This is a genomic window from Pseudacidovorax intermedius (assembly GCF_001476815.1).
Classification (GTDB): domain Bacteria; phylum Pseudomonadota; class Gammaproteobacteria; order Burkholderiales; family Burkholderiaceae_C; genus Xenophilus; species Xenophilus intermedius_A.
In genome coordinates, this window is record NZ_LDSL01000066.1 from 1 (window position 1) to 24,726 (window position 24,726).

Below are 24,726 nucleotides of genomic sequence, written 5' to 3' on the forward strand. Positions count from 1 at the left end.
GCGTGGCGCGGGCGGGCTGGGTGGACGTACCTTTCCGGTTCGTCTTGCCGCCTTGACCCGGAGGTGGCGGCCATGCACGTCGGCAACGTTGGCAGGCGGATACATTGGCCCCGAAGCCACCGACGTCGAAGCATGTCCCGCCCATCTTCCTGCACGATGAACGACATCACCCTGGCCGCCGCCACCCCCGAAGAGATCCGTTCCGGCGAGCTCGGCCGTCGACTGCGTGAGTACAACTACGGCTTCGTCGGCGAATATCCCGATCAGCAGTACATCCGACTCAACGCACGGGACAGCCGGGGCCGCTTGCTCGGTGGGCTGCGCAGCCTCGTCTTCCTTCACTGGCTCACCATCGACGTGCTGTTCGTCGAAGCCGATGCGCGCGGCGCCGGGCTGGGGAGCCGCCTGCTGGCCGAGGCCGAGCGGCAGGCCGTCGCGCTGGGCGCCCGGCATGCCAAGCTGGAGACCTTCGAATGGCAGGCGCCGGCGTTCTACCGCAAGCATGGCTACGAGGAATACGCGCGCATCGATGACTATGCGCCGGGCTTCCATCTTTGCTGCATGAAGAAGGCGCTGCACGCAGGGTGAGCCGCAGCGGACTACCAATGGAGCGCCGGGAGGGTGAAGCTCAGGGTGATCCGATCGTCCACGGCACCCGCTTCTTCCGTGCCGGACCCATCCAGGGTGAGCAGCGCGTCCCATTCGGCATCATGGTGCCGCTTCCATGGCTCGCGCTGGAATAGCGCGATGGTCTGTCTGCGCCTGGGCAGGGGTCTTCAAAGCGTTCGCACTGTGCGCCGTAGCCCCAGGCCCAGAACACCGGGCGACCGGCCAGGCTGCCCGAGAACCAGAGGTAGCCGTAGTCCGTCGTCTGCATGGGCCCGGCGCGCCATGTCGCGGGCACCCGGGGCCGCGTGCTGGCCGCGACCCATGCGGCCGGCACCACCTGGCGACCTTGCCACCGACCTTCGTCGGCCATCGTCCAGGCGATCTTGGCGAGGTCCCTCGCGCGCAGGCGCAGGCCCTGGTAGCTCATGATGTGGCCCGCCTTGTCGCGGACCGCCGCGACGCGCTCGATGCCCAGCGGCCCGAACAGGTCGCGCTGGGCGAGCTGGTCGACGGGCATGCCCTGCGCCTGCGCGAGGATGGGCGACAGCAAGGAGACCGCAGCGTCGTTGTAGACCCACCGCCCGACCTGCGCTGGGTCGAAGGGCAGCCCCAGCACGTACGCGACCGGGTCGTCCGCCGATGCCAGGGCGCGCATCCCCGTCTGATAGTCGTAGACCAGTCCGGAGGTGCCGGTCAGGATCTGTTCCAGCGTGATGCCCAGTGCGGGCGAGCCGGGCATCCGGGCCGCCGCCGAGGGCAAGAGCCGGCCGACCGTCTCCGACAGGCTGTCGATCCTGCCCTGTTCGATCGCCATGCCCACCAGCATCGACGCGACGCTCTTGGTCACGGAGTTCACGCTCTGCAGTGCGGAGGCGCTCGCGCCGCCGTAGTACCGCTCGGCGACCAGTTCCCCGTTCCTGACCACGAGGATGCTCCTGAGCGCCGCCACCGAGCCGGCGTCGTCCAGCACCCGCCGGATGGCGGCGGCTTCCGCGCCGGCGTCTGTCCTGGGCTCGGCCCAGTCGTCCTGGCCTTCGGCGGCCTGCGCAGCGAAGGGGTGGCGTAGCGGCGCGGCCGCCAGCGCCAGTCCGCTGGCGATGAGCTGTCGGCGAGATGGCATCCGGGTCGGCATGCTCGGCTCCTTTCGGTGCGCCGCATCATCCGGGAATGCGGCGGTACGGGCAATCGCTCGGCGCCACTGACGGCATCACGGTGCCTGAAGCGGCAGATGTTCGCCGCTGAAGGAACGCGGCTTGCACGCTCGTTCTTGTGCGCGGCTCGCTTGCGCCGCCGGTTGTGTCGAACCGCGTCTCCCGCGAGAAAGAGGGCGCGTTCAGCCCCGCGCGGCCTTCACGCCGTCCGCAGGCGCCTGCGCCGGCGGCGTCGTCAGCGCACGCACATAGGCCTCGCCCGAGCCCTGGACATGGGCCACGGTCAGGGCTTCGAAGGCGGCGAAGTCGCCGCGGATGAAGCTGCGCAGCAACTCGCGGTGCTGCCGAACGAGCCGGGCGCTTGACGTCCAGCGGGGCGCTCAGGTTGGTGCGCAGGGCGGCGATCTTGCCGGCGGCGAGCTTGTAGGCGTCCTGCAGATAGGCATTGCCGCAGTGGTTCAGCCAGGTGTCGCGACCCCGAGGTCGTGTTCAGCATGCAGATGCGGGCCGACCCCGAGGGGTGGGCGCATGCCCTGTAGCGCCGTCCCGACGGCACCGCCGACTATGCGGCCCGCCGGCCGGGGCAGGCACCCGCCACCGTGCGCTGGCTGTACCGCACCGCCGACAGCGTGGGCATCCACCCCAAGTCGCACTGGAACAACCCCGAGCCCGAGGTGGTGCTGGCCGTCAACAGCCGCGGCGCCGTACTCGGCGCCACCCTGGGCAACGACGTCAACCTGCGCGACGTCTAGGGACGCAGCGCGCTGCTGCTGTTCAAGGCCAAGAACAACAATTCCTCCTGCGCCATCGGCCCCTTCGTGCGCCTGTTCGACGGCCACTTCGGCATGGACGACGTGCGCGCCTGCGAGGTGGCGCTGGCGGTCGAGGGCCCCGACGGCTTCACGATGCGCGGCCACAGCGCCCTGTCGCGCATCAGCCGCGATCCGCTGGACATCGTGATGCAGGTCGTCAATGCCGAGCATGCCTATCCCGACGGCTTCATGCTCTTCCTCGGCACCATGTTCGCGCCCACGCAGGACCGGCACGGCCCCGGCCAGGGCTTCACCCACGTGGTCGGCGACGTGGTGCGCATCGGCACGCCGCGGCTGGGCGAACTGGCCAACCGTCGGCCCGGAGATCTACGGCGCCGAGCACCAGCTGACCCGGCGTGCCCGCTCGGCGGAGGTCGGCGAGAAGCTGCTTGCCCGCATCCGCTGGTGGGAGGCCCACTGCGCGCGCCACGGCGCCGCGATGGACAACAACCCCTCCGCCGGCAACAAGGCGGGCGGTCTGACGACGGTGCTCGAAAAGTCGCTGGGCGGCATCGCCAAGGCCGGCTCGATCGCCCTGGTGGAGGTATACGAATACGCCCAGCCCGTGCAGGCGCGGGGCCTGGTCCTCATGGACACGCCGGGCTACGAACCGGTGTCGGCCACCGGCCAGGTGGCCGGCGGCGCCAACCTGATCTGCTTCACGACGGGCCGCGGCTCGGCTTACGGCTGCGCGCCCTCGCTCTCGCTGAAGCTGGCGACTGACACGGCCCTGTGGCAGCGGCAGGCCGACGACATGGACTTCAACTGCGGCCCGGTGGTCGAGGGCGAACGCAGCGTGGACGAACTGGGGCAGGCCTTCTTGGAGCTGATGCTGCGCACCGCCTCCGGCGAGCGCTCTCGCAGCGAGATGCACGGCTACGGCCAGCAGAAGTTCGTGCCGTGGCCGCTGGGGGCCGTGACCTGAGGGCCGAGCCTGGCTCCCGCACGGCCCCGCCGCCTCACCGCCCACCGCGCAGCACGATCGGGATCGAGCCGCCGCGCGATGTCGATCAGCGCGCGCCGTGTTGCCGCTTCGCCGGGTGCACGGCCGGCAAAGGTGCCGGGTTGGTGATCGCAGGCCAGACGCCTTCTGACGCGATGCCGGCTGTCTAGAATGCCCGGCTCCACGAGCAACCCGTCTACACCCCCGATGAAATATCAACGTTGCCTTGTGCTTGGTGGAAGAGGCTTCATCGGCTCCCACGTGGTCGACGCGTTGCTCAGTGCAGGCGTCGCGGTTCGTGTTCTGGATCGACCTCTGCCGGGCGGGGTCCGGGAATTGCCGCCGGCGGCCAATCCGCATCTCCTGGAGATGATCGACGGCGACTTCGGCAACGAGAAGGATCTGGACGAAGCCCTCGAAGGCTGCGACTGCTGCGTTCACCTCATCACGAGTACGCTGCCCCAGACGTCGAACGACGACATGACGTTCGACATTTCTACCAATCTGATCGGCAGTTTGAGCCTTTTCGAGGCGCTGGTAAGACACCGGATCAGGAAGTTCATCTTCATGTCCTCGGGTGGCACCGTCTACGGCAGGCCCATTCAGGACAGGATCGACGAAACCCATCCTACCAATCCGCTGTCATCCTATGGGGTGACCAAGCTGGCGGCCGAAAAGTACCTTGCCATCTACAAGAACCTGCACGGCCTGAATTCCGTGTCGCTCCGGTTGTCCAATCCCTACGGGGAGAGACAGAGGATCACGGGCAAGCAAGGTGCGATTGCCGTGTTTCTCGGTGCCGCGCTGCGTGGCCAAGAAATAGAGGTGTGGGGCGATGGGTCCGTGGTCCGCGACTATGTCTATATCGGAGATGCGGTCGATGCCATCGTCAAGGCGATCGAGTACGACGGCGACGAAGCCATCTTCAACATCGGATCCGGGAAGGGTTCCAGCCTCATCGAGATCATCAGCGGCATCGAGACGGCGCTTCAGCGGCCTGTTCCCGTGAGGTTTCGCCCCGCGCGTGCGGTCGACGTTCCCAGAAACGTCCTCAACGTGGATCGTGCAGCAAAGCACCTTGGCTGGCATCCGACAACGTCCCTGGCCGATGGAATTGCCAGGACTATCCGTTGGCTCGAGGCGGAAATCCAGCAGGGCTTGTCTCTCCATTCCTAGTCTGTTTCGCACAGCCCTTGGACGCCCTCTTTGACGGAGCAACGAGCGCAGAGATGAAGATCACTCCCGACCGACTCGCCACGCAAGAGTTTCGCTACCGAAACCCGCTGACCTATCCCCGCATCGAATTGTCCGAACTCGCTGGACACGTTTCGAACGCGATCCATGTCATTCGAGAAGCCGGACCCTACCCAGAGGTGACGAACCGCGCGGCCTTCCATGATCGCGCCGAGCGTCCCGTCTGTCCGGACCTTGACGTGCCTCTGCCGAGTCCGCGCCCAGCCGTCTTCGTGATGGTGCGCAACGACGTCGCCCTGTCTGGGTATCGCACCCTCATCGGGGCGGATGGCGAGTACAACCTGGACGAAGCATTCACGTCGAAGGAAATCGAGGCCATCGAGATCGGCCGGCTCGGCCATCCCGAGCAATTCCGAAACGAGCTGATCGGCTTTCGCGACACGTCCGAGCCCGGTGTCTACCGGTTAGACGCGAGTGCCAAGAAATTCGTGACGATCGATGAAACCGTGATCTGCCTGTCATCGAACGAGGCACCGAACTACGGTGCCTTCCTGTTTCGCATCTTTCCGAAGATCATCGAGATTGCGCGGCTTCAGGTCAACCTGCGGATCCTGGTGCCGATGTACTTTCCTACCCTTCGGCAGTACCTGCTGATGGCCGGCATCAGCGAGCATCGGCTGATTCCCCAATACCTTGACCACGTCTACCTGATCAAGCGCGCACTTGTTCCAAGCATTCGGAATCGGGATGTCTGGCTCGACGACGAGACGCTCGCCTTCTACGACCAATTGCGGCTGCGCCACGGTTCTGCGCAGCGCGACAGAAAAATCTATCTCTCGCGACGCGATTTCGCCAAAGGGCCAGGCGCCAACGGCCGCGTCATGGTCAACGAGGGCGACCTTCTGCCCCGGCTGGCAGAACGCGAGTTCGAAGTAGTCGAGCCGCAGCACTTCAATGCTTTCGAGCAGATCCGCCTGTTCTCTTCGGCATCGGTCTTGCTATCGGCGTCAGGCTCCGCTTTCTTCAATGTCGTGTTCTGCTACCCGGGCACGAAGATGGTCGACATCGAAAGCGAACCTCACTGGGTACATGGGCATGCACGGCTCTTCAGTTCGCGCGGTCTGGAGTACGGCTTCTTCGAAGGCGTCCCATCCTCGTACGAGTTCAGCAAGCATCACGTTCCCTTCACCGTCGATGTGGACGCGCTCATGCGCCGCCTCGACAGCTTCCTCTGAAACACCAAATGATTGACGGACTCAAAAGAAGGCTCTCGGACGCATTGCGGCGATACAGGCATCGCGAGGAGATCCAGCAAATTCGGACCAGTCCTCTGTTTGTTGCCGAAGAGTACAGAGCCCGCCTCGGAGGCCTGCGGGGGGATCCCGCAGCCCATTACTTCCTTCACGGGGAGGCCGCCAATGTTCCGCCCTCCGAAGGCTTCGATCCGGGGTACTACCGCGCATCCAACCCCGATGTCGCGGCGTCGTGCGTGAGCCTTCTTCTCCACTTCCAACAGCATGGACGGGCCGAGGGGCGCGCCGGGACCGGGCCAGTGGCAGCGTCACAGCTGGCCTCAGGTCCGTCGGTCGTCCCTGCGGAGGCAATTGAACTGATCGCATCAGCGCCGGACTTCGACGTCGACGCCTACAGCCGGCTGACGGGAAAGACGTTCAACGCTTCGGAGGCGGCCCTTCACTATCTCACCGAAGGCGAGGCGGCAGACCTCGCACCCAGCGCGCAGTTCCAGCCCAGGTACTACCGTGCCCGTTACCCCGACGTCGCCGCGACGGGCGTCAATCTTTACCTTCACTTCATCAAGCATGGGCGAGAAGAAGGACGCTCCGGCGTTCCGATGAGCGCGCTCCAGGACCGTGCCCTGGAGAAGTTGAACCCGGACCGTGAAACCGTCATCCTCGTCGTCCATGAAACCTCCCGCACGGGCGCGCCCATCCTCGGGCTGAACCTCCTGATGAAGCTGAAGAGCCAGTGGGGCTTAAACGTGATCGTGATTTCCTGGCGAGGTGGCGGAGACATCGAGCAGGCTTTCGTCGAAGAATCCGATCTGTTCATCAGTCCTCCCAGCAAGGACGTCTTGTCCCGATTCGACATGGACCTGATCGCCACCCGCCTGGTGCAGGTCGCGAAACCCCGCTATTGCATTGCCAACAGCGCGGTGGCCCATGACGTCGCCCTCTCGCTGACGGTACACGGCGTTCCCACTGTCGGTCTGGTGCACGAGTTCGCCACACTTTTCCACGCCACAACGGCGCTGCGCGACTATTTCAAACACATTGGGGCCGTCGTTTTCCCGACCGAGATCGTTCGCGAGTCCGCGGTCCGCGTCTATCCTTTCCTCGAGGATCGGCCGACCTACATCCTTCCGCAAGGCAAGTGCACGTTGCCCGCGCAGCACAGCGGAGGTGTCCGGGCATCCGTCGCTTCCGGGCCCGCAGACCTCATGAAGTGGGGCGAAACAGATCGGACTTTCACCGTCGCGGGGCTGGGCACGGTGGAGTGGCGAAAGGGTGTCGACCTTTTTCTGTCGTCGGCTGCATCCTTCCGCGCGCGCTTCCCTGACGTTCCGTGCCGGTTCGTCTGGATTGGCGATCCCGGAGGGCACTCCGACGAGATGCTGATGTATCTGGGCGAGCAGAAGCTGCGTTCGGACCTTGCGGGTTCCGTGCTCATGCTTCCTGCAACGGCGGACCTTGAGGGCGTCTACCAGTCGATCGATGTGCTTTACGTGAGTTCGCGACTTGATCCGCTGCCCAACGTTGCCATCGACGCCATGTCTGCCGGCATCCCCGTTGTGAGCTTTGACAAGGCGACCGGCGTCGCAGATGCCCTGCGGACCGAGCCGGAGTTGGCATTCCTCATCGCCCCCTATGCCGACGCGCACACCGCGGCCGGGATCATTCATCAGCTGGCATCGGATCCGGCAAAGGCCGAACGTACCCAGTTCCTTCTGCGCGACCTCGCGGCGCGCATGTTCGACATGGACTCTTACGTGACCAGAATCGACAAGATTGCGCGTGACCTCGCCCCCTCGGGAGTCGCGCCATGACGCAAGCCATGAACGCTTCGGCAACGAGCATTGCGCAGTTGTACAGGTCCGGCGAAGGCAAGGTCTCCGACAAGTGGGAACTCTACCTGCGCGAGTATGAGCGGCTGCTTTCGCCATACCGTCAGCATGCCGTCTGCCTGCTCGAGGTCGGCGTCCAGAATGGCGGTTCTCTCGAGCGTTGGGGCCAATACTTTCCCAATGCAGTGAGCCTCGTCGGCTGCGACATCAACGAGGATTGCAGGAAGCTCCGCTACGACGATCCGCGCATCACGGTCGTGGTTGGCGATGCGAATGCGCCTGACGTCGCGGCCCGCATCCTCGAATGCGCGCCCGCTTTCGACATCGTCATTGACGACGGCTCCCACCGCTCGGGTGACATCGTCAAATCCTTCGCCCGGTTCTTTCCGTCGCTCAAAAGCGGTGGCGTCTTCATCGCCGAAGACCTGCATTGCAGCTATTGGAAGGGCTACGAGGGTGGCCTTTCCTATCCCCTCTCGGCGATCGCCTTCTTCAAGCGGCTGGCTGACATCGTGTCTCACGAACACTGGGGCGTTCCGCTCGCGAGAAAAGACGTGCTCGGCGCGTTCGTGGAGGAATACGGTTACGCGTTCGACGAAGACGACCTGGCCACCATTCACTCGGTCGAGTTCGTGAACTCCATCTGCGTCGTCACCAAGCGCCACGTTGGAGAAAACACGCTCGGAAGACGCATCGTCTCCGGTCATGAGGACCTGGTGTGGGCGGGAGCCAAAGCGCTCCGCATGCAGCCCCACGTTCCGGTGATCGAAACGGGCAATCCCTGGAATGAGATCGGCCGTCTGCCAGAGCGGGAGCGCGCGCAACTTCAAGCATCGGTTGCGGCGTTGCAGGCCGAACGGGATGGACTGGCTGCCGAATTGGCCGATGCCAGGGCAGACGCCGCCGCGGTGATGCAGCGCGAATCGGAGCTGCAAGGCTCGTTGGCGGCCGAGCGCGACGCACACAGGCGCACCGAGCAGGCGCTCACCGCCGAAGTGGCCGCGCTGCGCCAATCGACCAGTTGGCGCATCACCGCGCCGCTTAGGCGCCTGCGGTCCTTGTTCAAATAGCAGCGCGCGTCGTCACCGCCCCCAGCGCAGCACCAGCGGATCCAGCCGCCGCGCGATGTCGATCAGCTCGCGCCGCGTCGCCGGGTGCATGGGCGGCAGCGGGTGCCGCGGCGCCTCGCAGGCGATCACGCCGCCTTCCTTCATCAGCGCCTTGGCCGCCAGCATGCCGGCCTGGCGGTTCTCGTGGTTGATGAGCGGCAGCCAGCGCTGGTAGTGCGCGAAGGCGCCGTCCATGTCGCCGCGCCGGTGCGCCTCCAGGATGGGGCGGATGCCGTCCGGAAAGCCGCCACCCGTCATCGCGCCGGTGGCGCCCGCGTTTAGGTCGGCCAGCAGGGTGATGGCCTCCTCGCCGTCCCACGGGCCTTCGATGGCATCGCCGCCCAGCTGGATCAGCTCGCGCAGCTTGTTGGCGGCGCCGGCGGTTTCCATCTTGAAGTAGGACAGGTGTTCGATCTCGCGCGCCATGCGGGCCAGGAAGGCGGGGCTCAGCACCGTGCCGCTGGCCGGCGCGTCCTGGACCATGATGGGGATGTCGATGGCGTCGGACACCTCCTGGTAGAAGGCCTGGATCTGCGCCTCGGGCACGCGGAAGGTGGCGCCGTGGTAGGGCGGCATCACCATCACCATGGCGGCACCCATGTCCTGCGCGCGGCGGCTGCGCTGGGCGCAGATGCGCGTGGCGTAGTGCGAGGTGGTGACTATCACCGGCACGCGGCCGGCGACGTGCTCCAGCGCCGTGCGGGTGAGCACCTCGCGTTCCTCGTCGGACAGGGAGAACTGCTCCGAGAAGTTGGCCAGGATGGCCAGGCCGTCCACGCCGGCGTCGATCATGAAATCCAGGGCGCGCTTCTGGCTGGGCAGGTCGAGCTCGCCGCTGTCGGTGAAGGTGGTGGGCACCACCGGAAAGATGCCGCGGTACGGGGTGGCGGGATGGGCCATGGGCAGTTGCGTCTCGGCGTGTCGGAAGGAAGGCGGACAGGGCTCAGTGCGAGTGGCGAGGCACCGCAGCGCCGCGGCAACCCACCAGGAAGTCGAGGTCGCAGCCCTCGTCGGCCTGCAGCACGTGCTCGACGTACAGCTTGCGGTAGCCGCCGCCGGGGGGCGTCAGGCTCTTCTGCACGTCGGCCATGCGGCTCGCGTATTCCTCGTCGGAGATGTCCAGGTGCAGCCGGCCGGCGTCGCTGTCCAGCTCGATCCAGTCGCCGTCGCGCACCATGGCCAGCGGGCCGCCGGCCGCCGCCTCGGGCGCCACGTGCAGCACCACGGTGCCGTAAGCGGTGCCGCTCATGCGTGCATCCGAGATGCGCACCATGTCCTTGATGCCCTGGCGCAGCAGCTTCGGCGGCAGGCCCATGTTGCCCACCTCGGCCATGCCCGGATAGCCGCGTGGACCGCAGTTCTTGAGCACCAGCACCGAGTCGGCGTCGACGTCGAGCGCTTCGTCGACGATGCGCTCCTTGTAGTGCTCCAGGTTCTCGAACACCACGGCCCGGCCGCGGTGCTTGAGCAGGGCCGGCGTGGCGGCCGAGGGCTTGAGCACGGCGCCGCGCGGCGACAGGTTGCCGCGCAGCACGCGGATGCTGCCGTCGTCGATGAGCGGCTTGTCCAGCGGGCGGATGACCTCGGGGTCATGGATCGGCGCCTCGCGCACGTTGTCCCACAGGCTCTGGCCGTTGGCCGTGAGCGCGTCGGGGTGCGGCAGCAGGCCGGCCTCGCCCATGCGGCGCAGCACGCCCGGCAGGCCGCCGGCGTAATAGAACTCCTCCATCAGGAAGCGGCCCGAGGGCATCAGGTCCACCAGCGTGGGCATGCCCTGGCCGACGCGCGTCCAGTCCTCCAGCGCCAGGTCCACGCCGATGCGCCCGGCGATGGCCTTGAGGTGGATCACTGCATTGGTGGAGCCGCCGATGGCCGCGTTGGTGCGGATGGCGTTCTCGAAGGCCTGGCGGGTGAGCAGCTTCGACAGCTTGAGGTCGTCCCGGGCCATCTGAACGATGCGCTGGCCCGACAGGTGCGCCAGCACGTAGCGGCGTGCGTCCACCGCCGGAATGGCGGCGTTGTGCGGCAGCGTGACGCCCAGCGCCTCGGCCATGCAGGCCATGGTCGAGGCCGTGCCCATGGTGTTGCAGGTGCCGGCGGAGCGCGACATGCCGCCTTCGGCCGAGAGGAACTTGTGAAGGTCGATCTCGCCCGCCTTGAGCGACTCGTGCAGCTGCCACACCGAGGTGCCCGAGCCGATGTTCTTGCCGTCGAGCTTGCCGTTGAGCATGGGCCCGCCCGACACCACGATGGCCGGCACGTCGCAGCTGGCCGCGCCCATCAGCAGCGCGGGCGTGGTCTTGTCGCAGCCGGCCAGCAGCACCACCGCATCGATGGGATTGCCGCGGATCGCCTCTTCCACGTCCATCGCCGCCAGATTGCGGGTGAGCATGGCCGTGGGCCGCAGGTTCGACTCGCCATTGGAGAACACCGGGAACTCCACCGGAAAGCCGCCCGCCTCGTACACGCCGCGGCGCACATGCTCGGCGATCTTGCGGAAGTGCGCGTTGCAGGGCGTCAGTTCCGACCAGGTGTTGCAGATGCCGATCACCGGCCGGCCGTCGAACTCATGGTCGGGGAAGCCCTGGTTCTTCATCCAGCTGCGGTACATGAAGCCGTTCTTGTCGTTGTGGCCGAACCATTCGGTGGAACGCAGCTTCTTCTTGGGGGTGTTGTCGGACATGGTGGCTTTCAGGAGGACGGAAGCGACGATGGGGAAATAGGAGGGTTCAGCGCCGCGCCGCGCGCATGGACACCACGCGCTGCAGCAGGCAGAAGGCGAAGAGCAGCAGGCCGACGACGATGCGCGTCCACCAGGAGCTGAGGGTGCCGTCGAAGGCGATGAGGGTCTGGATCACGCCCAGCATCAGCACGCCGAACAGCGTGCCGGCCACATAGCCCACGCCGCCGCTGAGCAGCGTGCCGCCGATCACCACGGCGGCGATGGCGTCCAGCTCCAGGCCCACCGCATGCAGGCCGTAGCCCGAGAGCATGTAGAAGGTGAAGAGCACGCCGGCCAGCGCCGAGCACAGGCCCGACAGGGCATACACGCCGACCAGCGTGCGCCGCACCGGCAGGCCCATCAGGTGGGCCGAGTGCGCGTTGCCGCCGATGGCGTACACGGTGCGTCCGAAGGGCGTGCAGTGGCCCACGTACATGGCGACCAGCAGCACGGCCACGCCGATCACGGCGCCCAGCGACAGCGAGGTGCCGGCAAGGAAGGGCAGGCGCAGTTGCGCCAGCTCGGTGTAGGCCTCGCTGGTGATGCTGATCGAGTCGATGCTGATCAGGTAGCACAGCCCGCGCGCCAGGAACATGCCCGCCAGCGTGACGATGAAGGGCTGCAGCCGGAAGCGCTCGATCAGCAGGCCCATGAAGCCGCCGAAGGCCGTGCCCATCACCAACACCACGGCGATGGCGGGCGCGGGGCTCCAGCCGTGCTGCTCCACCAGCGTGGCCAGCACCATGGTCGAGAAGGCGATCACCGAGCCCACCGACAGGTCGATGCCCCCGGTGAGGATGACGAAGGTCATGCCCACCGCCACCACCAGCAGGAAGCTGTTGTCGATCAGCAGATTCAAAAAGACCTGCAGCGAGAAGAAGCCGTCGTAACGCAGCGAGCCGGCCAGCACGACGGCTGCGAAGAGCGAGATGGTGGCGGCCAGGGGCAGGTACTTGGGGTCGAGCCGGCGGCGCGGGCGCTGGACGGCGGTAGAAGCCGGGGCAGCAGCCTGCGTCATCGGGCCGATCCGGTTGTCTTGCGGCATGACGACACTCATCGGGCGCCTCCTGTGCGCAGGGCGCTCTTCCTCCCTCTCCCCCTGCGGGAGAGGGCCGGGGAGAGGGGGCAGCGGCGCTCCCATCGAGGAAGGGCCCGGCCAGGCCGCAGCCCCCTCTCCCCAACCCCTCTCCCGCAAGGGGAGAGGGGCTCGCAGACGAGGCCTGTCGAAAGGCGGCTCATCGCAGCTGCTCCTTGTGCGCGGGCCGCACGGCCAGCGTGCGCAGCGTGGCGCGGAACTCGGCGGACTGCAGCAGCATCACGGCGAACACCACGGCGGCCTTGACCACCAGGTTGATCTCGGGCGGCACGCCCAGCGAGTAGATGGCATAGGTCAGCGTCTGGATGATCAGCGCGCCGATGGCGCTGCCCACCAGGCTGAAGCGCCCGCCGGTGAGCAGCGTGCCGCCCAGCGTCACGGCCAGGATGGCGTCCAGCTCCAGCAGCTGGCCGGCGTTGTTGCCGTCCGCGCTCTTGACGTTGGAGCTGATGAGCAGCCCCGCGATGCCGGCGCACAGGCCGCACACCACGTAGCAGCCGACGATGAGGCGCCGCGCCTTCACGCCCGCCACCCGCGCCGCCGTGGGGTTGATGCCCACCGCCTGGATGAACAGCCCCAGCGCCGTGCGGGTGCAGGCCAGGCCCAGCAACGCCAGCACCGCGGCCGCCACGTACACCGAGAAGGGCAGGCCGAAGAGGTAGCCGCCGCCGATGAAGAAGAAGGGCTTGTAGTAGATGGTGAGGATCTGCCCGTCGGTGATGAGCTGCGCCAGCCCGCGGCCGGCCACCATCAGGATCAGCGTCGCGATGATGGGCTGCATGCCGATGGCACCCACCAGCAGGCCGTTCCACAGCCCGCACAGCAGGGCCACGCCCAGCGCGCCGGCGATGGCCAGCGGCAGGCCGAAGCGGGCTGTCTGCCCGTCGACCGCGCCGCCGATCAGCCAGGCCGCCACCGCCGCGCAGATGGCGACCACCGCACCCACCGAGATGTCGATGCCGCGCGTGGCGATCACCAGCGTCATGCCCAACGACACCACCACCAGCGGCGCCGCGCGGTTGAGGATGTCGACCAGGCTGCCGTAGAGGTGGCCATCGCGCCACTCCAGGTGCAGGAAGCCGGGATTGAAGCCGGCGTTCACCGCCAGCAGCAGTGCCAGCGTGAGCAGCGGCCAGGCGAGCCGGTGCTGCATCAGCCGCGAGAAAAGAGAAGAGGGCATGTCAGTGGGCGCTTTCTGCGGCGATCAGTTCGTACACGTCGTCCTCGCTGCTGCCGGCGGGCAGTTCGCCCACCTTGGCGCGGTCGCGCAGCACGACGATGCGGTGCGCCACGCGCACCACCTCGCTGATCTCGGAAGAGATGAAGAGCACCGCCATCCCCGCCTTCGCGAGCTGGAGGATCTGTTCCATGATTTCCTGCTTGGCCGCCACGTCGATGCCGCGCGTGGGCTCGTCCAGGATCAGGAGGCGCGGCGCCGTCGCCAGCCACCGGGCGATCACGGCCTTCTGCTGGTTGCCGCCGGAGAGCAGGCCGATGGGCGTGTCGATGCTGGCCGTCTTGATGCCCAGGGCGGCGACATAGTGCTCGGCCATGCGCACCTGCTCGGCCTGGGGAATGAAGTGCAGGGCGCCGCGCCGCGCCTGCAGCGCCAGCGCGACGTTCTCGCGCACCGACAGCTCGGCGACGATGCCGTCGGTCTTGCGCTCCTCGGGGCATAGCGCGAGGCCGGCGGCGATGGCCTCGGTGGGGCTGGCGAAGCGCCGCGCCTGGCCGTCGATCCACAGCGTGCCGCTGTCGGCGGCCTCCAGGCCGAAGAGCAGGCGGGCCAGCTCGGTACGGCCAGCGCCCAGCAGGCCGGCGAGGCCCACCACCTCGCCGGCGCGCACCTGCAGGTCGATGGGATGCAGCTGCGTCTTCTGGCCCAGGCCCTCGGCCTTGAGCAGCGGCGTCTCACCGGCCGCGGCGGGCGCCATGGCCGCGGACTGGCCGGACGCGGCCGCCAGCTCGCGGCCGACCATGGCCGAGATCAGCGCAGGCGCGGGCAGCTCGGCCGTGGGCCATTCGCCCACGAAGCGGCCGTTGCGCAGCACGGTGATGCGGTCCGACACGGCATACACCTGGTTCATGAAGTGGGTGACGAAGACGATGGCCAGGCCTTCGTCCCGCAGCCGGCGCATCACCTCGAAGAGCTTGCGCACCTCATCGTCGTCCAGGCTGGAGGTGGGCTCGTCCAGGATCAGCACCCGCGCATCCACGCCCAGCGCGCGGGCGATGGAGACCAGCTGCTGCACCGCCACCGGATAGCTGGCCAGCAGCCGCGTCACGTCGATGTCCAGCCCCACACGCGCCAGCAGCGCGCGGGCACCCTCGTTGACCGCGGCCCAGTCGATGCGCCGGCCCTGCAGCAGCCCGCGGCGCGGATAGCGGCCGGCGAACACGTTCTCGGCCACCGACAGGTTGGGGCAGAGGTTCACTTCCTGGTAGACGGTGCTGATGCCCAGCGCCTGCGCATGGGCCGGCGAGGCCGGCAGGATGGGCCTGCCGCCCAGCACCATGCGGCCCTCGTTGGCGGGGAACACGCCCGTGAGCACCTTGATCAGCGTGGACTTGCCCGCGCCGTTCTGGCCCATCAGCGCATGGATCTCGCCGGGGTAGAGGCGCAGTTGCACGTCCTGCAGCACCGGGACGTTGCCGAAGCGCTTGCCGATCCCGTCCAGCGCGAGCACCGGCGCGGCGGGGGAGGGTGTGACAGCATTCATGGAATCTCAGCGGTTCTTGTGCCAGACGTCGATGAACACGGCTGCCAGCAGCACCAGGCCCTTGATCACCTGCTGGTAGTCGATGCCGATGCCCATGATCGACATGCCGTTGTTCATCACGCCCATGACGAAGGCGCCGATGACCGCGCCCGTCACCTTGCCCACGCCGCCGGAGGCCGAGGCGCCGCCGATGAAGCAGGCCGCGATCACGTCCAGCTCGAAGCCCAGGCCGGCCTTGGGCGTGGCCGTGTTGAGCCGCGCCGCGAACACCAGCCCGGCCAGCGCCGCCAGCACGCCCATGTTGACGAAGGCATAGAAGCTCAGGCGCCGGGTGTCGATGCCCGACAGGCGCGCCGCCTTCTCGTTGCCGCCCAGGGCATAGACCCGGCGGCCGAGCGTGGTGCGGCGGGTGACGAAGTCGAACAGAACGATCAGCACCGCCATCACCACCAGCACGTTGGGCAGGCCGCGGTAGGAGGCCAGCATCCACGAGAAGCCGATCAGGAGGCCCGCGAACACCAGCGTCTTGGCCGCGAAGAAGCCGGCAGGCTCGCCCGCGATGCCGTGGGCCTGCTGGCGCTGCCGTGCGCGCCAGCCGGCAACGGCGAAGGCGGCCGCCATGGCCACGCCCAGCAGCAGCGAAGTCAGGCGCAGGCCCTGGATGCCGAAGCCGTCGGGGATGAAGCCCGAACTCAGGCGCTGGAAGGTGTCGGGGAAGGGGCCCACCGACTGGCCCTGCAGCAGTGCCAGCGCCAGGCCCTTGAACACCAGCATGCCGGCCAGCGTGACGATGAAGGAGGGGATGCGCGCATAGGCCACGAACCAGCCCTGCGCCGCACCGATGAGCGCGCCGCCCGCCAGGCAGGCCAGCGTGGCCGGGATCACCGGCCAGTCGTGGTTGACCATCAGCACCGCGGCCAGGGCGCCGACGAAGCCGCTGACCGAGCCCACCGACAGGTCGATGTGCCCGGCCACGATCACCAGCAGCATGCCCAGCGCCATGATGACGATGTAGCTGTTCTGCAGCACCAGGTTGGTGAGGTTGAGCGGCTGCATCAGCGTGCCGTCGGTCAGCACCTGGAACAGCACCATGATCGCCACCAGGCAGACCAGCATGCCGTATTCGCGGAAGTTGTGGCGCAGGAAGCTGCCGGTGGACGGCACCGGCGCTTCGGCGGCCACGGTGCGTGCGGCGAGGGGGACGGCGTTGTCGGTCATGCGGTACTTTCGGTCGTGGCCGCGGGGACGCGGGCCGCATGGCCGCGCACGATCGCGGCCATGATCCTTTCCTGGGTGGCCTCGGCGGTCGGCATCTCGGCGACGAAGCGGCCTTCGTTCATCACGTAGACGCGATCGGTGATGCCCAGCAGCTCGGGCATCTCGGAGGAAATGACGATCACGCAGCGGCCCTGGGCCGCCAGCTCGGCGATGAGTGCATAGATCTCGTACTTGGCGCCGACGTCGATGCCGCGCGTGGGCTCGTCCAGGATCAGCACCTTGGGCTCGGTGAACAGCCATTTGGCCAGCACCACCTTCTGCTGGTTGCCGCCCGAGAGGTTGAGCGTCTTCTGCAGCACGTCTGGCGTGCGGATGCGTAGGGCGCGGCGAAAGCGCTCGGCCACGGCCGTGTCCTGCAGCGGGTCGATCACGCCCGCGCTGGAGACGCCCTTCAGGTGGGCCAGCGAGGTGTTGAAACGGATGCTCTCGTCCAGCACCAGGCCGGCGCCCTTGCGGTCCTCGGTCACGTAGGCCAGGCCCTGGGCGATGGCCTTGCCGACGGTGCTCACGTCCACCTCGTGGCCGTCGATGCGCACCGTGCCGGTCACGCGCTGGCCCCAGCTGCGGCCGAAGACGCTCATGGCGAATTCGGTGCGGCCGGCGCCCATCAGCCCCGCGATGCCCACCACCTCGCCGCGGCGCACCTGCAGGTTCAGCTGCTGCAGGAAGGGCCGCTCCGGCCGCTGCGGATGGTGCGCCTGCCAGTCGCGCACCTCGAAGCCCACCTCGCCGATGGCCGGCGAGCGCGGCGGGTAGCGGTCGGCCATGGGGCGGCCGACCATGGCGCGGATCACCGCGTCCTCGTCGACCGGACCGGCGCTGCAGTCGAGGGTCTGCACGCTGCTGCCGTCGCGCAGCACCGTCACGGCATCGGCCACCCGGGCGATTTCATTGAGCTTGTGCGAGATCAGGATGCAGGTGATGCCCTGGCTGCGCAGCGCCATCAGCAGCTCGAGCAGGGCGGCACTGTCGTTCTCGTTCAGGCTGGCGGTGGGCTCGTCCAGGATCAGCAGGCGCACCCGCTTGGCCAGCGCCTTGGCGATCTCCACCAGCTGCTGCTGGCCGATGCCCAGCTCGCCCACCGGCGTTTCTGGCGAGACGCGCAGGCCCACCTTGGCCAGCAGCTCGCGGGTGCGGCGGTGCGCCTCGGTCCAGTCGATGACGCCGCGGTGCGCCACCTCGTTGCCGAGGAACAGGTTCTCGGCGATGGAGAGCATGGGCACCAGCGCCAGCTCCTGGTGGATGATGATGATGCCAGCGCGTTCGCTGTCGTGGATGCCGCCGAAGCGCTGCACCTGGCCGTCGTAGACGATGTCGCCTTCGTACTCGCCGTGCGGGTAGACGCCGCTGAGCACCTTCATCAGCGTGGACTTGCCGGCGCCGTTCTCGCCGACCAGGGCATGGATCTGCCCGGCGTCCACGGCCAGCTCCACCCGGTCCAGGGCCACGACCCCGGGGAAGGTCTTGCGGATGTGGCGCATCTCCAGCAGCACGGTCATGGCTGTTGCGCTCCCTCTCCCCTTGCGGGAGAGGGCCGGGGAGAGGGGGCCGCGCCGCTGGCGAGGTGAGAGATCGTTGCAATGGACGCGCCCCCTCTCCCCAACCCCTCTCCCGAAAGGGGAGAGGGGCTTATTGGCGAACTTGCGATGAGGCGGTTCATGCGCGCCGGCCGGGCTTCACTTGAACTGCGCGGCCTTGTAGTAGCCGCTGCCCACGAGCACCTGCTCCCAGTTGCTCTTGTCCACGCTCACCGGCTTGAGCAGGTACGCGGGCACCACCTTCACGCCGTTGTTGTAGGTCTTGGTGTCGTTGACCTGCGGCTGCTTGCCCGAGAGCACGGCATCCACCATGTCGGCCGTGACCTTGGCGAGTTCGCGCGTGTCCTTGAACACGGTCGAGTACTGCTCGCCGCGGATGATCGACTTGACCGAGGGCACCTCGGCGTCCTGCCCGGTCACCACCGGACAGGGTTGCTGCGCGGTGCAGTAGCCCACGCCCTTGAGCGAGGACAGGATGCCGATGGACAGGCCGTCGTAGGGCGACAGCACGGCATCGACCCGCGCATTGCCGTAGAAGGCGGACAGCAGGTTGTCCATGCGGGCCTGCGCCACCGCGCCGTCCCAGCGCAGCGTGCCCACCTTGTCCATGCCCATCTGCTTGCTGCGCACCACCAGCTTGCCGCTGTCGATGTAGGGCTTGAGCACGCTCATGGCCCCGTCGTAGAAGAAGAAGGCGTTGTTGTCGTCGGGCGAGCCACCGAAGAGCTCGATGTTGAACGGCCCCTTGCCCTGCTTGAGGCCCAGCTTGTCGACGATGGAATTGGCCTGCAGCACGCCGACCTGGAAGTTGTCGAAGGTGGCGTAGTAGTCGACGTTCTTGGTGCCGCGGATCAGCCGGTCATAAGCGATGACCTTGATGCCGCGGTCTGCCGCGTTCTGCAGCGCCTTGGTGAGCGTGGTGCCGTCGATGGAGGCGATCACCAGCACCTTGACGCCGCGCGTGACCATGTTCTCGATCTGCGCCAGCTGGTTCGGGATGTCGTCTTCGGCGTACTGCAGGTCGGTCTTGTAGCCGCGCTCCTTGAGCACCTTGACCATGTTGTCGCCATCGGCGATCCAGCGGGCCGAGGACTTGGTGGGCATGGCGATGCCGACCAGGCCCTTGTCCTGCGCGTGGGCAGCCAGCGGGCCGAAGGCCGTCAGCGCGGCCGCTGCGGCAAGAAGGTGACGGATGAAAAGGCGGCGCATGGTTTGTCTCTCTTGGTGTGTTGTTGTGCGAACCGGGCAACGTGAGGGAGGCGTGGTGCTCGCAGCGCCTGCCAGGGCACCCGCGGATCTGGCTTTGCCAGGCCGCCGGGTGCGCCCCCTTCCCGCGAAGCGAGCGACGGGGGCGCCGCGAAGCGGCATGGGGGTTGCTCAGTACTTCCTCTTCGGGAACTCGGCGGCGGCGGTTTCCATGGGGAAGATGCCTTCCTCGGTCACGATGCGCTTGGCCACCGGCTTGCCGGCCACGATGTCCTTCACGGCCGTCATCAACTGCGGGCCCAGCAGCGGCGAGCATTCGATGGACACGTTGAGCTTGCCGGCCATCATGGCCTCGAAGGCGCCCTTGACGGCGTCGATGGAGATGATGGTGATGTCCTTGGCCGGCTTCAGGCCCGCTTCTTCGATCGCCTGGATGGCGCCGATGGCCATGTCGTCGTTGTGCGCGTAGAGCACGTTGATGCCGTTCTTGCCCTCGGCCTTGAGGAAGGCTTCCATCACCTCCTTGCCCTTGGCACGGGTGAAGTCGCCGGTCTGCGAGCGCACGATCTTGAACTTGGGGTCGGCCTTGATGATTTCCTCGAAGCCCTTCTTGCGGTCGATGGCCGGGGCCGAGCCTACGGTGCCCTGCAGCTCGACGATGCGCACCTCGCCCTTCTGGTCCTTCATCTTGTCCACCAGCCAGCGGCCGGCCTTGCGGCCTTCCTCGACAAAGTCGGAGCCCATGAAGGTGACGTAGAGCGACGGGTCCTTGGTGTTGACGGCGCGGTCGGTCAGCACGACGGGAATCTTGGCGGCCTTGGCTTCGCGCAGCACGTTGTCCCAGCCGGTCTCGACCACCGGCGAGAAGGCGATCACGTCCACCTTCTGCGCGATGAAGGCGCGGATGGCCTTGATCTGGTTCTCCTGCTTCTGCTGCGCGTCGGAGAACTTGAGCTCGATGCCCGCGTCCTTGGCGGCGGACTTGATCGATTCCGTGTTGGCGGTGCGCCATTCGCTTTCCGCACCCACCTGGCTGAAGCCGAGCACGATCTTCTTCTGCGCCCAGGCGGCACCGGGCAGCGCCGTGGCGAGGGGCAGGCCGGCGGCCAGGGCGACGAGCTGACGACGGGAAAGGCGCATGGGTTGTCTCCTGAAGGAATCGATGGTGTTGTGGGCGCCGTGCGGCGCACCCGCACCGCATCGAACGTGGGGGCAGTGTATGGAGCAAAAAAATATCCATCCAATGGTTTTTTGAAGAGAATGGATATCAATCGGCGCATTCGCAAAAACCCTTGGCGCCGGCCCGCCACGCCCTTCCCGTCCGATGAGCCTCCCCGCCAATTCCCATCCGCACTGGTTCCTGCGCGCCCGCCTCAAGACGCGGCAGCTGCTGCTGCTCACGGCCCTGGCCGACGAGGGCAACATCCACGCCGCCGCCCGCGCGCTCAACATTACGCAGCCGGCGGCCAGCAAGCTGCTCAAGGACCTGGAGGACGTGCTGGAGGTGCCGCTGTTCGAGCGCCTGCCCCGGGGCATGCGGCCCACTTGGTACGGCGAGACCATGATCCGCCACGCGCGCCAGGCGCTGGCCAGCCTCAACCAGGCGCACGAGGAGCTGATGTCGCTCAAGGCCGGGCGCTTCGGCCAGGTGGGCGTGGGGGCGATCACCTCACCGGGCCTGGCACTGCTGCCGCAGGCCGTGGCGGCGGTCAAGCGCGAGCAGCCCAGCCTGCGCGTGGTGCTGGAGATCGACACCAGCCCGGTGCTGGTCGACTACCTGCGCCAGGGCCGGCTGGACATCCTGGTGGCGCGCATCTTTGCCGACGACGACAAGTCGAACCTGCGCTACGAGCCGCTGACCGGCGAGCCGGTGTGCGCTGTGGCGCGGCCGGGGCATCCGCTGTCGAGCGCGGCCGGGCTGACGCTGGCCGACGTCGCCACCCGGCCGTGGATCGTGCCGCCGGCGGGCAGCGTGCTGCGGCACCGCTTCGACCTGATGTTCCAGGAGGCCGGCCTGGCCCCGCCCTTCGACGTCGTGGAGACGGCGGCCCTGCTCTTCGTCACCCGCATGCTGCAGCAGAGCGACATGCTGTGCGTCATGGCCACCGAAGTGGCGCGCTACTACGCCGGCCACGGCATCCTGAGCATCCTGCCGCTGGACATGCCCTGCCACATGGACGACTTCGGCCTCATCACCCGCACCGACCGGCAGCTGTCGCCCGGCGCCACGCTGCTGATGCAGGCGCTGCGCACCGCCTGCCGGCCGGTCTACGGCCTCAGCCCCTGAGAGGGGTCACACCCAGCCCGCGTCTACCGTGAACTCCTGCGCCGTGCACATGCGCCCCGCGTCGCTGGCCAGGAAGGCCACCATGTGCGCGATGTCCTGCGGCGCCAGCCGGTCGGGCAGGCACTGGTTGCGGGCCAGCTCCTTCTCGCCCTCGGCGTCCAGCCACAGCGTGATCTGCCGCTCGGTCATCACCCAGCCGGGCGAGACCGTGTTGATGCGGATGCGGTCCTGCCCCAGCGTGCGCGCCAGCCCGCGCGTCAGGCCGTTCACCGACGACTTGGCGATGGCATAGCAGGGATAGCCGCTGCCCTTGCCCTGCCAGCCGGTGGAGCCCAGGTTGACCACCGCGCCGCCGCCCAGCCGCCGCATGCCCGGCACCACGGACTGGATGGCGAAGAAGGCCGGCCGCTCGTTGATGGCCATGCGCTCGTCGTAGTACTGCGGCGTCACCGATTCGAGGGTGTGCCGGTCGTCGCTGGCCACGTTGTTGACCAGCACGGCGAAGTCGCCCAGCTCCGCGGCCGCATCCGCGATGGCGGCCTGCAGCGCGGGCACGTCGCGCACGTCGCAGCGCCGCCACCAGGGCGCGGGCAGGCCGGCGGCCGACAGCGCGTCCGCCAGCGCCCGGCTGGGGGCCTCGGCAATGTCGACGAAGGCGACCTGCATGCCCTGGCGGGCCAGCTCGCCCACGATGGCGGCACCGATGCCGCTGCCGCCGCCGGTGACGAAGGCGCGGCGGCCCTGCAGGCCTGGGTAAACGGCCAAATCGGCGCCGGGTGCGTTCAGTGATGAGATATTCATTTGTATATCGATGGAAGCCAATAATTTATGCAACGCTCATCAATATGCCCGGCTAGCATCGATGGCGTCAAGACGAGACAAACACGAGACCGCTGCGAGACAGCTCGCGGCAAGGCAAGCTGCATGACTTCCTCCTCGATGGCCGTTCCCGATGGCGCACCGCTTCATGCCGGCCCGGCGCAGTGCGTGCTCGATGCCCGTGCCCAGCTGGGCGAGGGCGCCCTGTGGTCGCTGCGCCACCAGGCGCTGTGGTGGGTGGACATCCTGTCGCACCGCCTCTTCCGCTGGCGCCCGGCCGACGGCGAAGCGCGGTGCTGGCAGTTCGAAGAAGAGGTGTCGGCCGTCGCCGAACGGCGCGACGGCACCGGCCTGATGCTCGCGCTGCGGCGGGGCATGGCGCACTTCGATCCCGAGGCGCGGGGCTCGCAGCCGGTGTACCTGCACCGGCCGGCGGACGAGCCGGCCAGCAACCGCTTCAACGACGGCCGCTGCGACCAGCACGGCCGCTTCTGGGCCGGCAGCATGGACTTCGACGCCCGCCAGCCCACCGGCCACCTGTACTGCTACGACGAGGCGGGCCGCTGCGAGCGGCTGCTGCTGGGCCTGCGCGTCACCAACGGTCCCGCCTGGTCGCTGGACGGCCGGCGCATGTACGTCAACGACACGGTGGGCCGGCATGTGCTGGCCTGCGAGGTCGACCCCACCAGCGGCCCGTGTGTGCCGCTTCGCCCCTGGCTGACCTTCGGTGCGGGCGATGGACATCCCGATGGCATGACGGTCGATGCGCAGGGGCGCCTGTGGATCGCGCACTGGGGCGGCGGCTGCGTCAGCGCCCACGACCCCGACACGGGCGAGGAACTGGACCGCATCCCCGTGCCCGCCAGCCAGGTCACGCACTGCGCCTTCGGCGGCGAGGACCTGCGCACGCTCTTCATCACCACCGCCCGCGTGGGCCTGGATGCCGATGCATTGCGCCGCGAGCCGCTGGCGGGTGGTGTGTTCGCCGTGCCGATGAACGTCGCCGGCCTGCCGGCCCATGCCTTTGGAGCTTCTGCATGACCCTCTCCGACATCGCCGGTTCGCCGGCCGCGCCCGACGATGCCATCCAGGACGCGGGCCACGACGCCGTTGCCAGCGCGCTCGCCACGGACGCCCTCGGCCGCCACTGGCTGGAACATGCCGGCCAGCGACTGGCGGTCGTCCCCTCTCGCGGTGGCGCCGTGGCCGCCTGGCAGTGGCTGCCGCCGCAGGGCGCGCCGCTGGACCTCTGGCGTCCCTGGGACGGCAGCGACGATCTTTACCGGCAGGCCTCCTTCGCCATGGTGCCGTGGTCCAACCGCATCGCGCAGGGCGGCTTCGAGGCGGCGGGCCGCTTCCATGCCATGCAGCCCAACCGGGCGGGCGAGCCCTATCCGATCCATGGCGACGGCTGGCTGCAGCCCTGGCAGCTGCGCCAGTCGGCGCCGGGCGAGTTGGAGATGACGCTGTGGTCCGACGGTTTCGGCGGCAGTCCCTACCGGTTCTTCGCACGGCAGGTGCTGCGCCTGCGCGCGCAGGGGCTCGACCAGTGGGTCGAGGTGCGCCACGAAGGCGACGGGCCGCTGCCTTACGGACTGGGCCTGCATCCCTGGTTCGTGCGCACGGCCGACACCCGCATCCAGGCCGCGGTGGCCGGGGTATGGCTGAGCGGCAGCGACCCGATTCCCACGGCGCGCAGCAGCACGCTGCCCGCCGACTGGTGCCTGCCCGAGGGCATGCCGGCCCATGGCAGCTTCATCGACAACGCCTTCTTCGGCTGGGACGGCCTGGCGCGGGTGCGCTGGCCCTCGCGCGGGCTGCAGGTGCAGTTGCGCCAGCTCGAGCCCGCGCTGCGCTTCGACGGCCACTGCCTCGTCTACCGTCCACCGCAGGGCGAGGCCTTCTGCCTGGAGCCGATCACCCATCCCATCGACGCCTTCCACCTGCCGGGCCAGGAGGGCCTGCGGCTGCTGGCGCCCGGTGAATCGATGCGCCTGGCCGTGGCGTGGGACCTGCTGCCGGACCAGGCCTGAACGGAGGCAGGCCGGGGGCCGCTTCACCACGCGCGGCACGCCGGATCGTGCGGCGTTGGCGCTCCGGCATGGGTGCGGACGTGTTGTCGTCCGATGCGGGCGGTTGAACTTCGCCGACTTTGCCGCC

20 protein-coding genes and 2 pseudogenes are annotated in these 24,726 nt (G+C 68.0%); 10 read left to right on the forward strand and 12 right to left on the reverse strand.

All coding sequences use genetic code 11. The features are described 5' to 3' along the window. Window positions 1-156: 156 nt before the first annotated feature. The gene (locus tag NS331_RS11385; protein WP_058642111.1) at window positions 157-588 is read left to right on the forward strand and encodes a GNAT family N-acetyltransferase; all 432 of its coding nucleotides are present in this window, start codon (window positions 157-159) and stop codon (window positions 586-588) included. A gap of 40 nt (window positions 589-628) precedes the next feature. Here the strand turns inward: NS331_RS11385 and NS331_RS11390 are convergent, their stop codons facing one another. After that, the gene (locus NS331_RS11390; RefSeq protein WP_058642112.1) at window positions 629-1,741 is read right to left on the reverse strand and encodes a serine hydrolase domain-containing protein; all 1,113 of its coding nucleotides are present in this window, start codon (window positions 1,739-1,741) and stop codon (window positions 629-631) included. A gap of 201 nt (window positions 1,742-1,942) precedes the next feature. After that, on the reverse strand, window positions 1,943-2,092 hold the full coding sequence (locus NS331_RS26660) for a hypothetical protein (RefSeq protein WP_193758088.1): 150 nt from the start codon (window positions 2,090-2,092) through the stop codon (window positions 1,943-1,945). A gap of 291 nt (window positions 2,093-2,383) precedes the next feature. Here NS331_RS26660 and NS331_RS27120 point away from each other — a divergent pair. The 6 genes and pseudogenes from NS331_RS27120 to NS331_RS11420 all read left to right on the forward strand — a co-directional run. Further along, a pseudogene (locus NS331_RS27120) lies at window positions 2,384-2,887 on the forward strand (fumarylacetoacetate hydrolase family protein); the annotation flags it as partial. Window position 2,888: 1 nt separating this feature from the next. After that, window positions 2,889-3,497 (forward strand): annotated as a pseudogene (locus tag NS331_RS11400) (altronate dehydratase); the annotation flags it as partial. A 225-nt stretch (window positions 3,498-3,722) separates the two neighbouring features. Beyond that, window positions 3,723-4,691 carry an NAD-dependent epimerase/dehydratase family protein gene (locus NS331_RS11405; RefSeq protein ID WP_058642114.1) on the forward strand — a complete coding sequence of 323 codons (969 nt, stop codon included), beginning with the start codon at window positions 3,723-3,725 and terminating at the stop codon, window positions 4,689-4,691. Between the two features lie 53 nt (window positions 4,692-4,744). After that, entirely contained in the window at window positions 4,745-5,944 is a 1,200-nt protein-coding gene (locus NS331_RS11410) for a glycosyltransferase family 61 protein (RefSeq protein ID WP_082702410.1), read from the forward strand. An 8-nt stretch (window positions 5,945-5,952) separates the two neighbouring features. Beyond that, entirely contained in the window at window positions 5,953-7,773 is a 1,821-nt protein-coding gene (locus NS331_RS11415; protein ID WP_082702411.1) for a glycosyltransferase family 4 protein, read from the forward strand. Beyond that, a complete protein-coding gene (locus NS331_RS11420) occupies window positions 7,770-8,861 on the forward strand; it encodes a class I SAM-dependent methyltransferase (RefSeq protein ID WP_153012824.1) in 1,092 nt (363 codons plus the stop codon). The genes NS331_RS11415 and NS331_RS11420 overlap by 4 nt, the downstream gene beginning before the upstream one ends. A 12-nt stretch (window positions 8,862-8,873) precedes the next feature. Here NS331_RS11420 and NS331_RS11425 read toward each other — a convergent pair whose 3' ends face one another. The 9 genes from NS331_RS11425 to NS331_RS11465 all read right to left on the reverse strand — a co-directional run bounded on the left by NS331_RS11425 (window position 8,874) and on the right by NS331_RS11465 (window position 20,600). Beyond that, window positions 8,874-9,800 carry a dihydrodipicolinate synthase family protein gene (locus NS331_RS11425; RefSeq protein WP_058642118.1) on the reverse strand — a complete coding sequence of 309 codons (927 nt, stop codon included), beginning with the start codon at window positions 9,798-9,800 and terminating at the stop codon, window positions 8,874-8,876. Window positions 9,801-9,843: 43 nt separating this feature from the next. Beyond that, window positions 9,844-11,583, reverse strand: coding sequence for an IlvD/Edd family dehydratase (locus NS331_RS11430; protein WP_058642119.1), 1,740 nt, complete (start codon window positions 11,581-11,583; stop codon window positions 9,844-9,846). A gap of 46 nt (window positions 11,584-11,629) precedes the next feature. Further along, window positions 11,630-12,640, reverse strand: coding sequence for a galactofuranose ABC transporter, permease protein YjfF (gene yjfF, locus NS331_RS11435; RefSeq protein ID WP_058642147.1), 1,011 nt, complete (start codon window positions 12,638-12,640; stop codon window positions 11,630-11,632). A 217-nt stretch (window positions 12,641-12,857) separates the two neighbouring features. Then, on the reverse strand, window positions 12,858-13,898 hold the full coding sequence (locus NS331_RS11440; protein WP_058642120.1) for an ABC transporter permease: 1,041 nt from the start codon (window positions 13,896-13,898) through the stop codon (window positions 12,858-12,860). Window position 13,899: 1 nt separating this feature from the next. Next, a complete protein-coding gene (locus tag NS331_RS11445) occupies window positions 13,900-15,438 on the reverse strand; it encodes a sugar ABC transporter ATP-binding protein (RefSeq protein WP_058642121.1) in 1,539 nt (512 codons plus the stop codon). A gap of 6 nt (window positions 15,439-15,444) precedes the next feature. Continuing rightward, window positions 15,445-16,656 carry a multiple monosaccharide ABC transporter permease gene (gene mmsB / locus NS331_RS11450; protein WP_082702413.1) on the reverse strand — a complete coding sequence of 404 codons (1,212 nt, stop codon included), beginning with the start codon at window positions 16,654-16,656 and terminating at the stop codon, window positions 15,445-15,447. Further along, a complete protein-coding gene (gene mmsA, locus NS331_RS11455; protein WP_058642149.1) occupies window positions 16,653-18,209 on the reverse strand; it encodes a multiple monosaccharide ABC transporter ATP-binding protein in 1,557 nt (518 codons plus the stop codon). Before mmsA ends, mmsB begins: the two co-directional genes overlap by 4 nt. 183 nt (window positions 18,210-18,392) lie before the next feature. After that, on the reverse strand, window positions 18,393-19,463 hold the full coding sequence (gene chvE, locus NS331_RS11460) for a multiple monosaccharide ABC transporter substrate-binding protein (RefSeq protein WP_058642122.1): 1,071 nt from the start codon (window positions 19,461-19,463) through the stop codon (window positions 18,393-18,395). Between the two features lie 168 nt (window positions 19,464-19,631). Then, window positions 19,632-20,600 (reverse strand): ABC transporter substrate-binding protein, encoded by a 969-nt coding sequence (locus NS331_RS11465; RefSeq protein WP_058642123.1) that lies wholly within the window; start codon window positions 20,598-20,600, stop codon window positions 19,632-19,634. A 184-nt stretch (window positions 20,601-20,784) separates the two neighbouring features. On the opposite strand from NS331_RS11465, the gene NS331_RS11470 reads away from it, so the two are divergent. Then, on the forward strand, window positions 20,785-21,747 hold the full coding sequence (locus tag NS331_RS11470; RefSeq protein WP_058642124.1) for a LysR family transcriptional regulator: 963 nt from the start codon (window positions 20,785-20,787) through the stop codon (window positions 21,745-21,747). A 6-nt stretch (window positions 21,748-21,753) separates the two neighbouring features. On the opposite strand, the gene NS331_RS11475 is transcribed toward NS331_RS11470, so the two are convergent. Then, window positions 21,754-22,548, reverse strand: coding sequence for an SDR family NAD(P)-dependent oxidoreductase (locus tag NS331_RS11475; RefSeq protein WP_058642125.1), 795 nt, complete (start codon window positions 22,546-22,548; stop codon window positions 21,754-21,756). Between the two features lie 123 nt (window positions 22,549-22,671). On the opposite strand from NS331_RS11475, the gene NS331_RS11480 reads away from it, so the two are divergent. Further along, window positions 22,672-23,607, forward strand: a complete 936-nt coding sequence (locus NS331_RS11480) for an SMP-30/gluconolactonase/LRE family protein (RefSeq protein ID WP_058642126.1) — start codon at window positions 22,672-22,674, stop codon at window positions 23,605-23,607. Further along, complete coding sequence (locus NS331_RS11485; RefSeq protein WP_082702414.1) at window positions 23,604-24,599, forward strand: aldose 1-epimerase; 996 nt, start codon at window positions 23,604-23,606, stop codon at window positions 24,597-24,599. Before NS331_RS11480 ends, NS331_RS11485 begins: the two co-directional genes overlap by 4 nt. Window positions 24,600-24,726 lie beyond the last annotated feature (127 nt).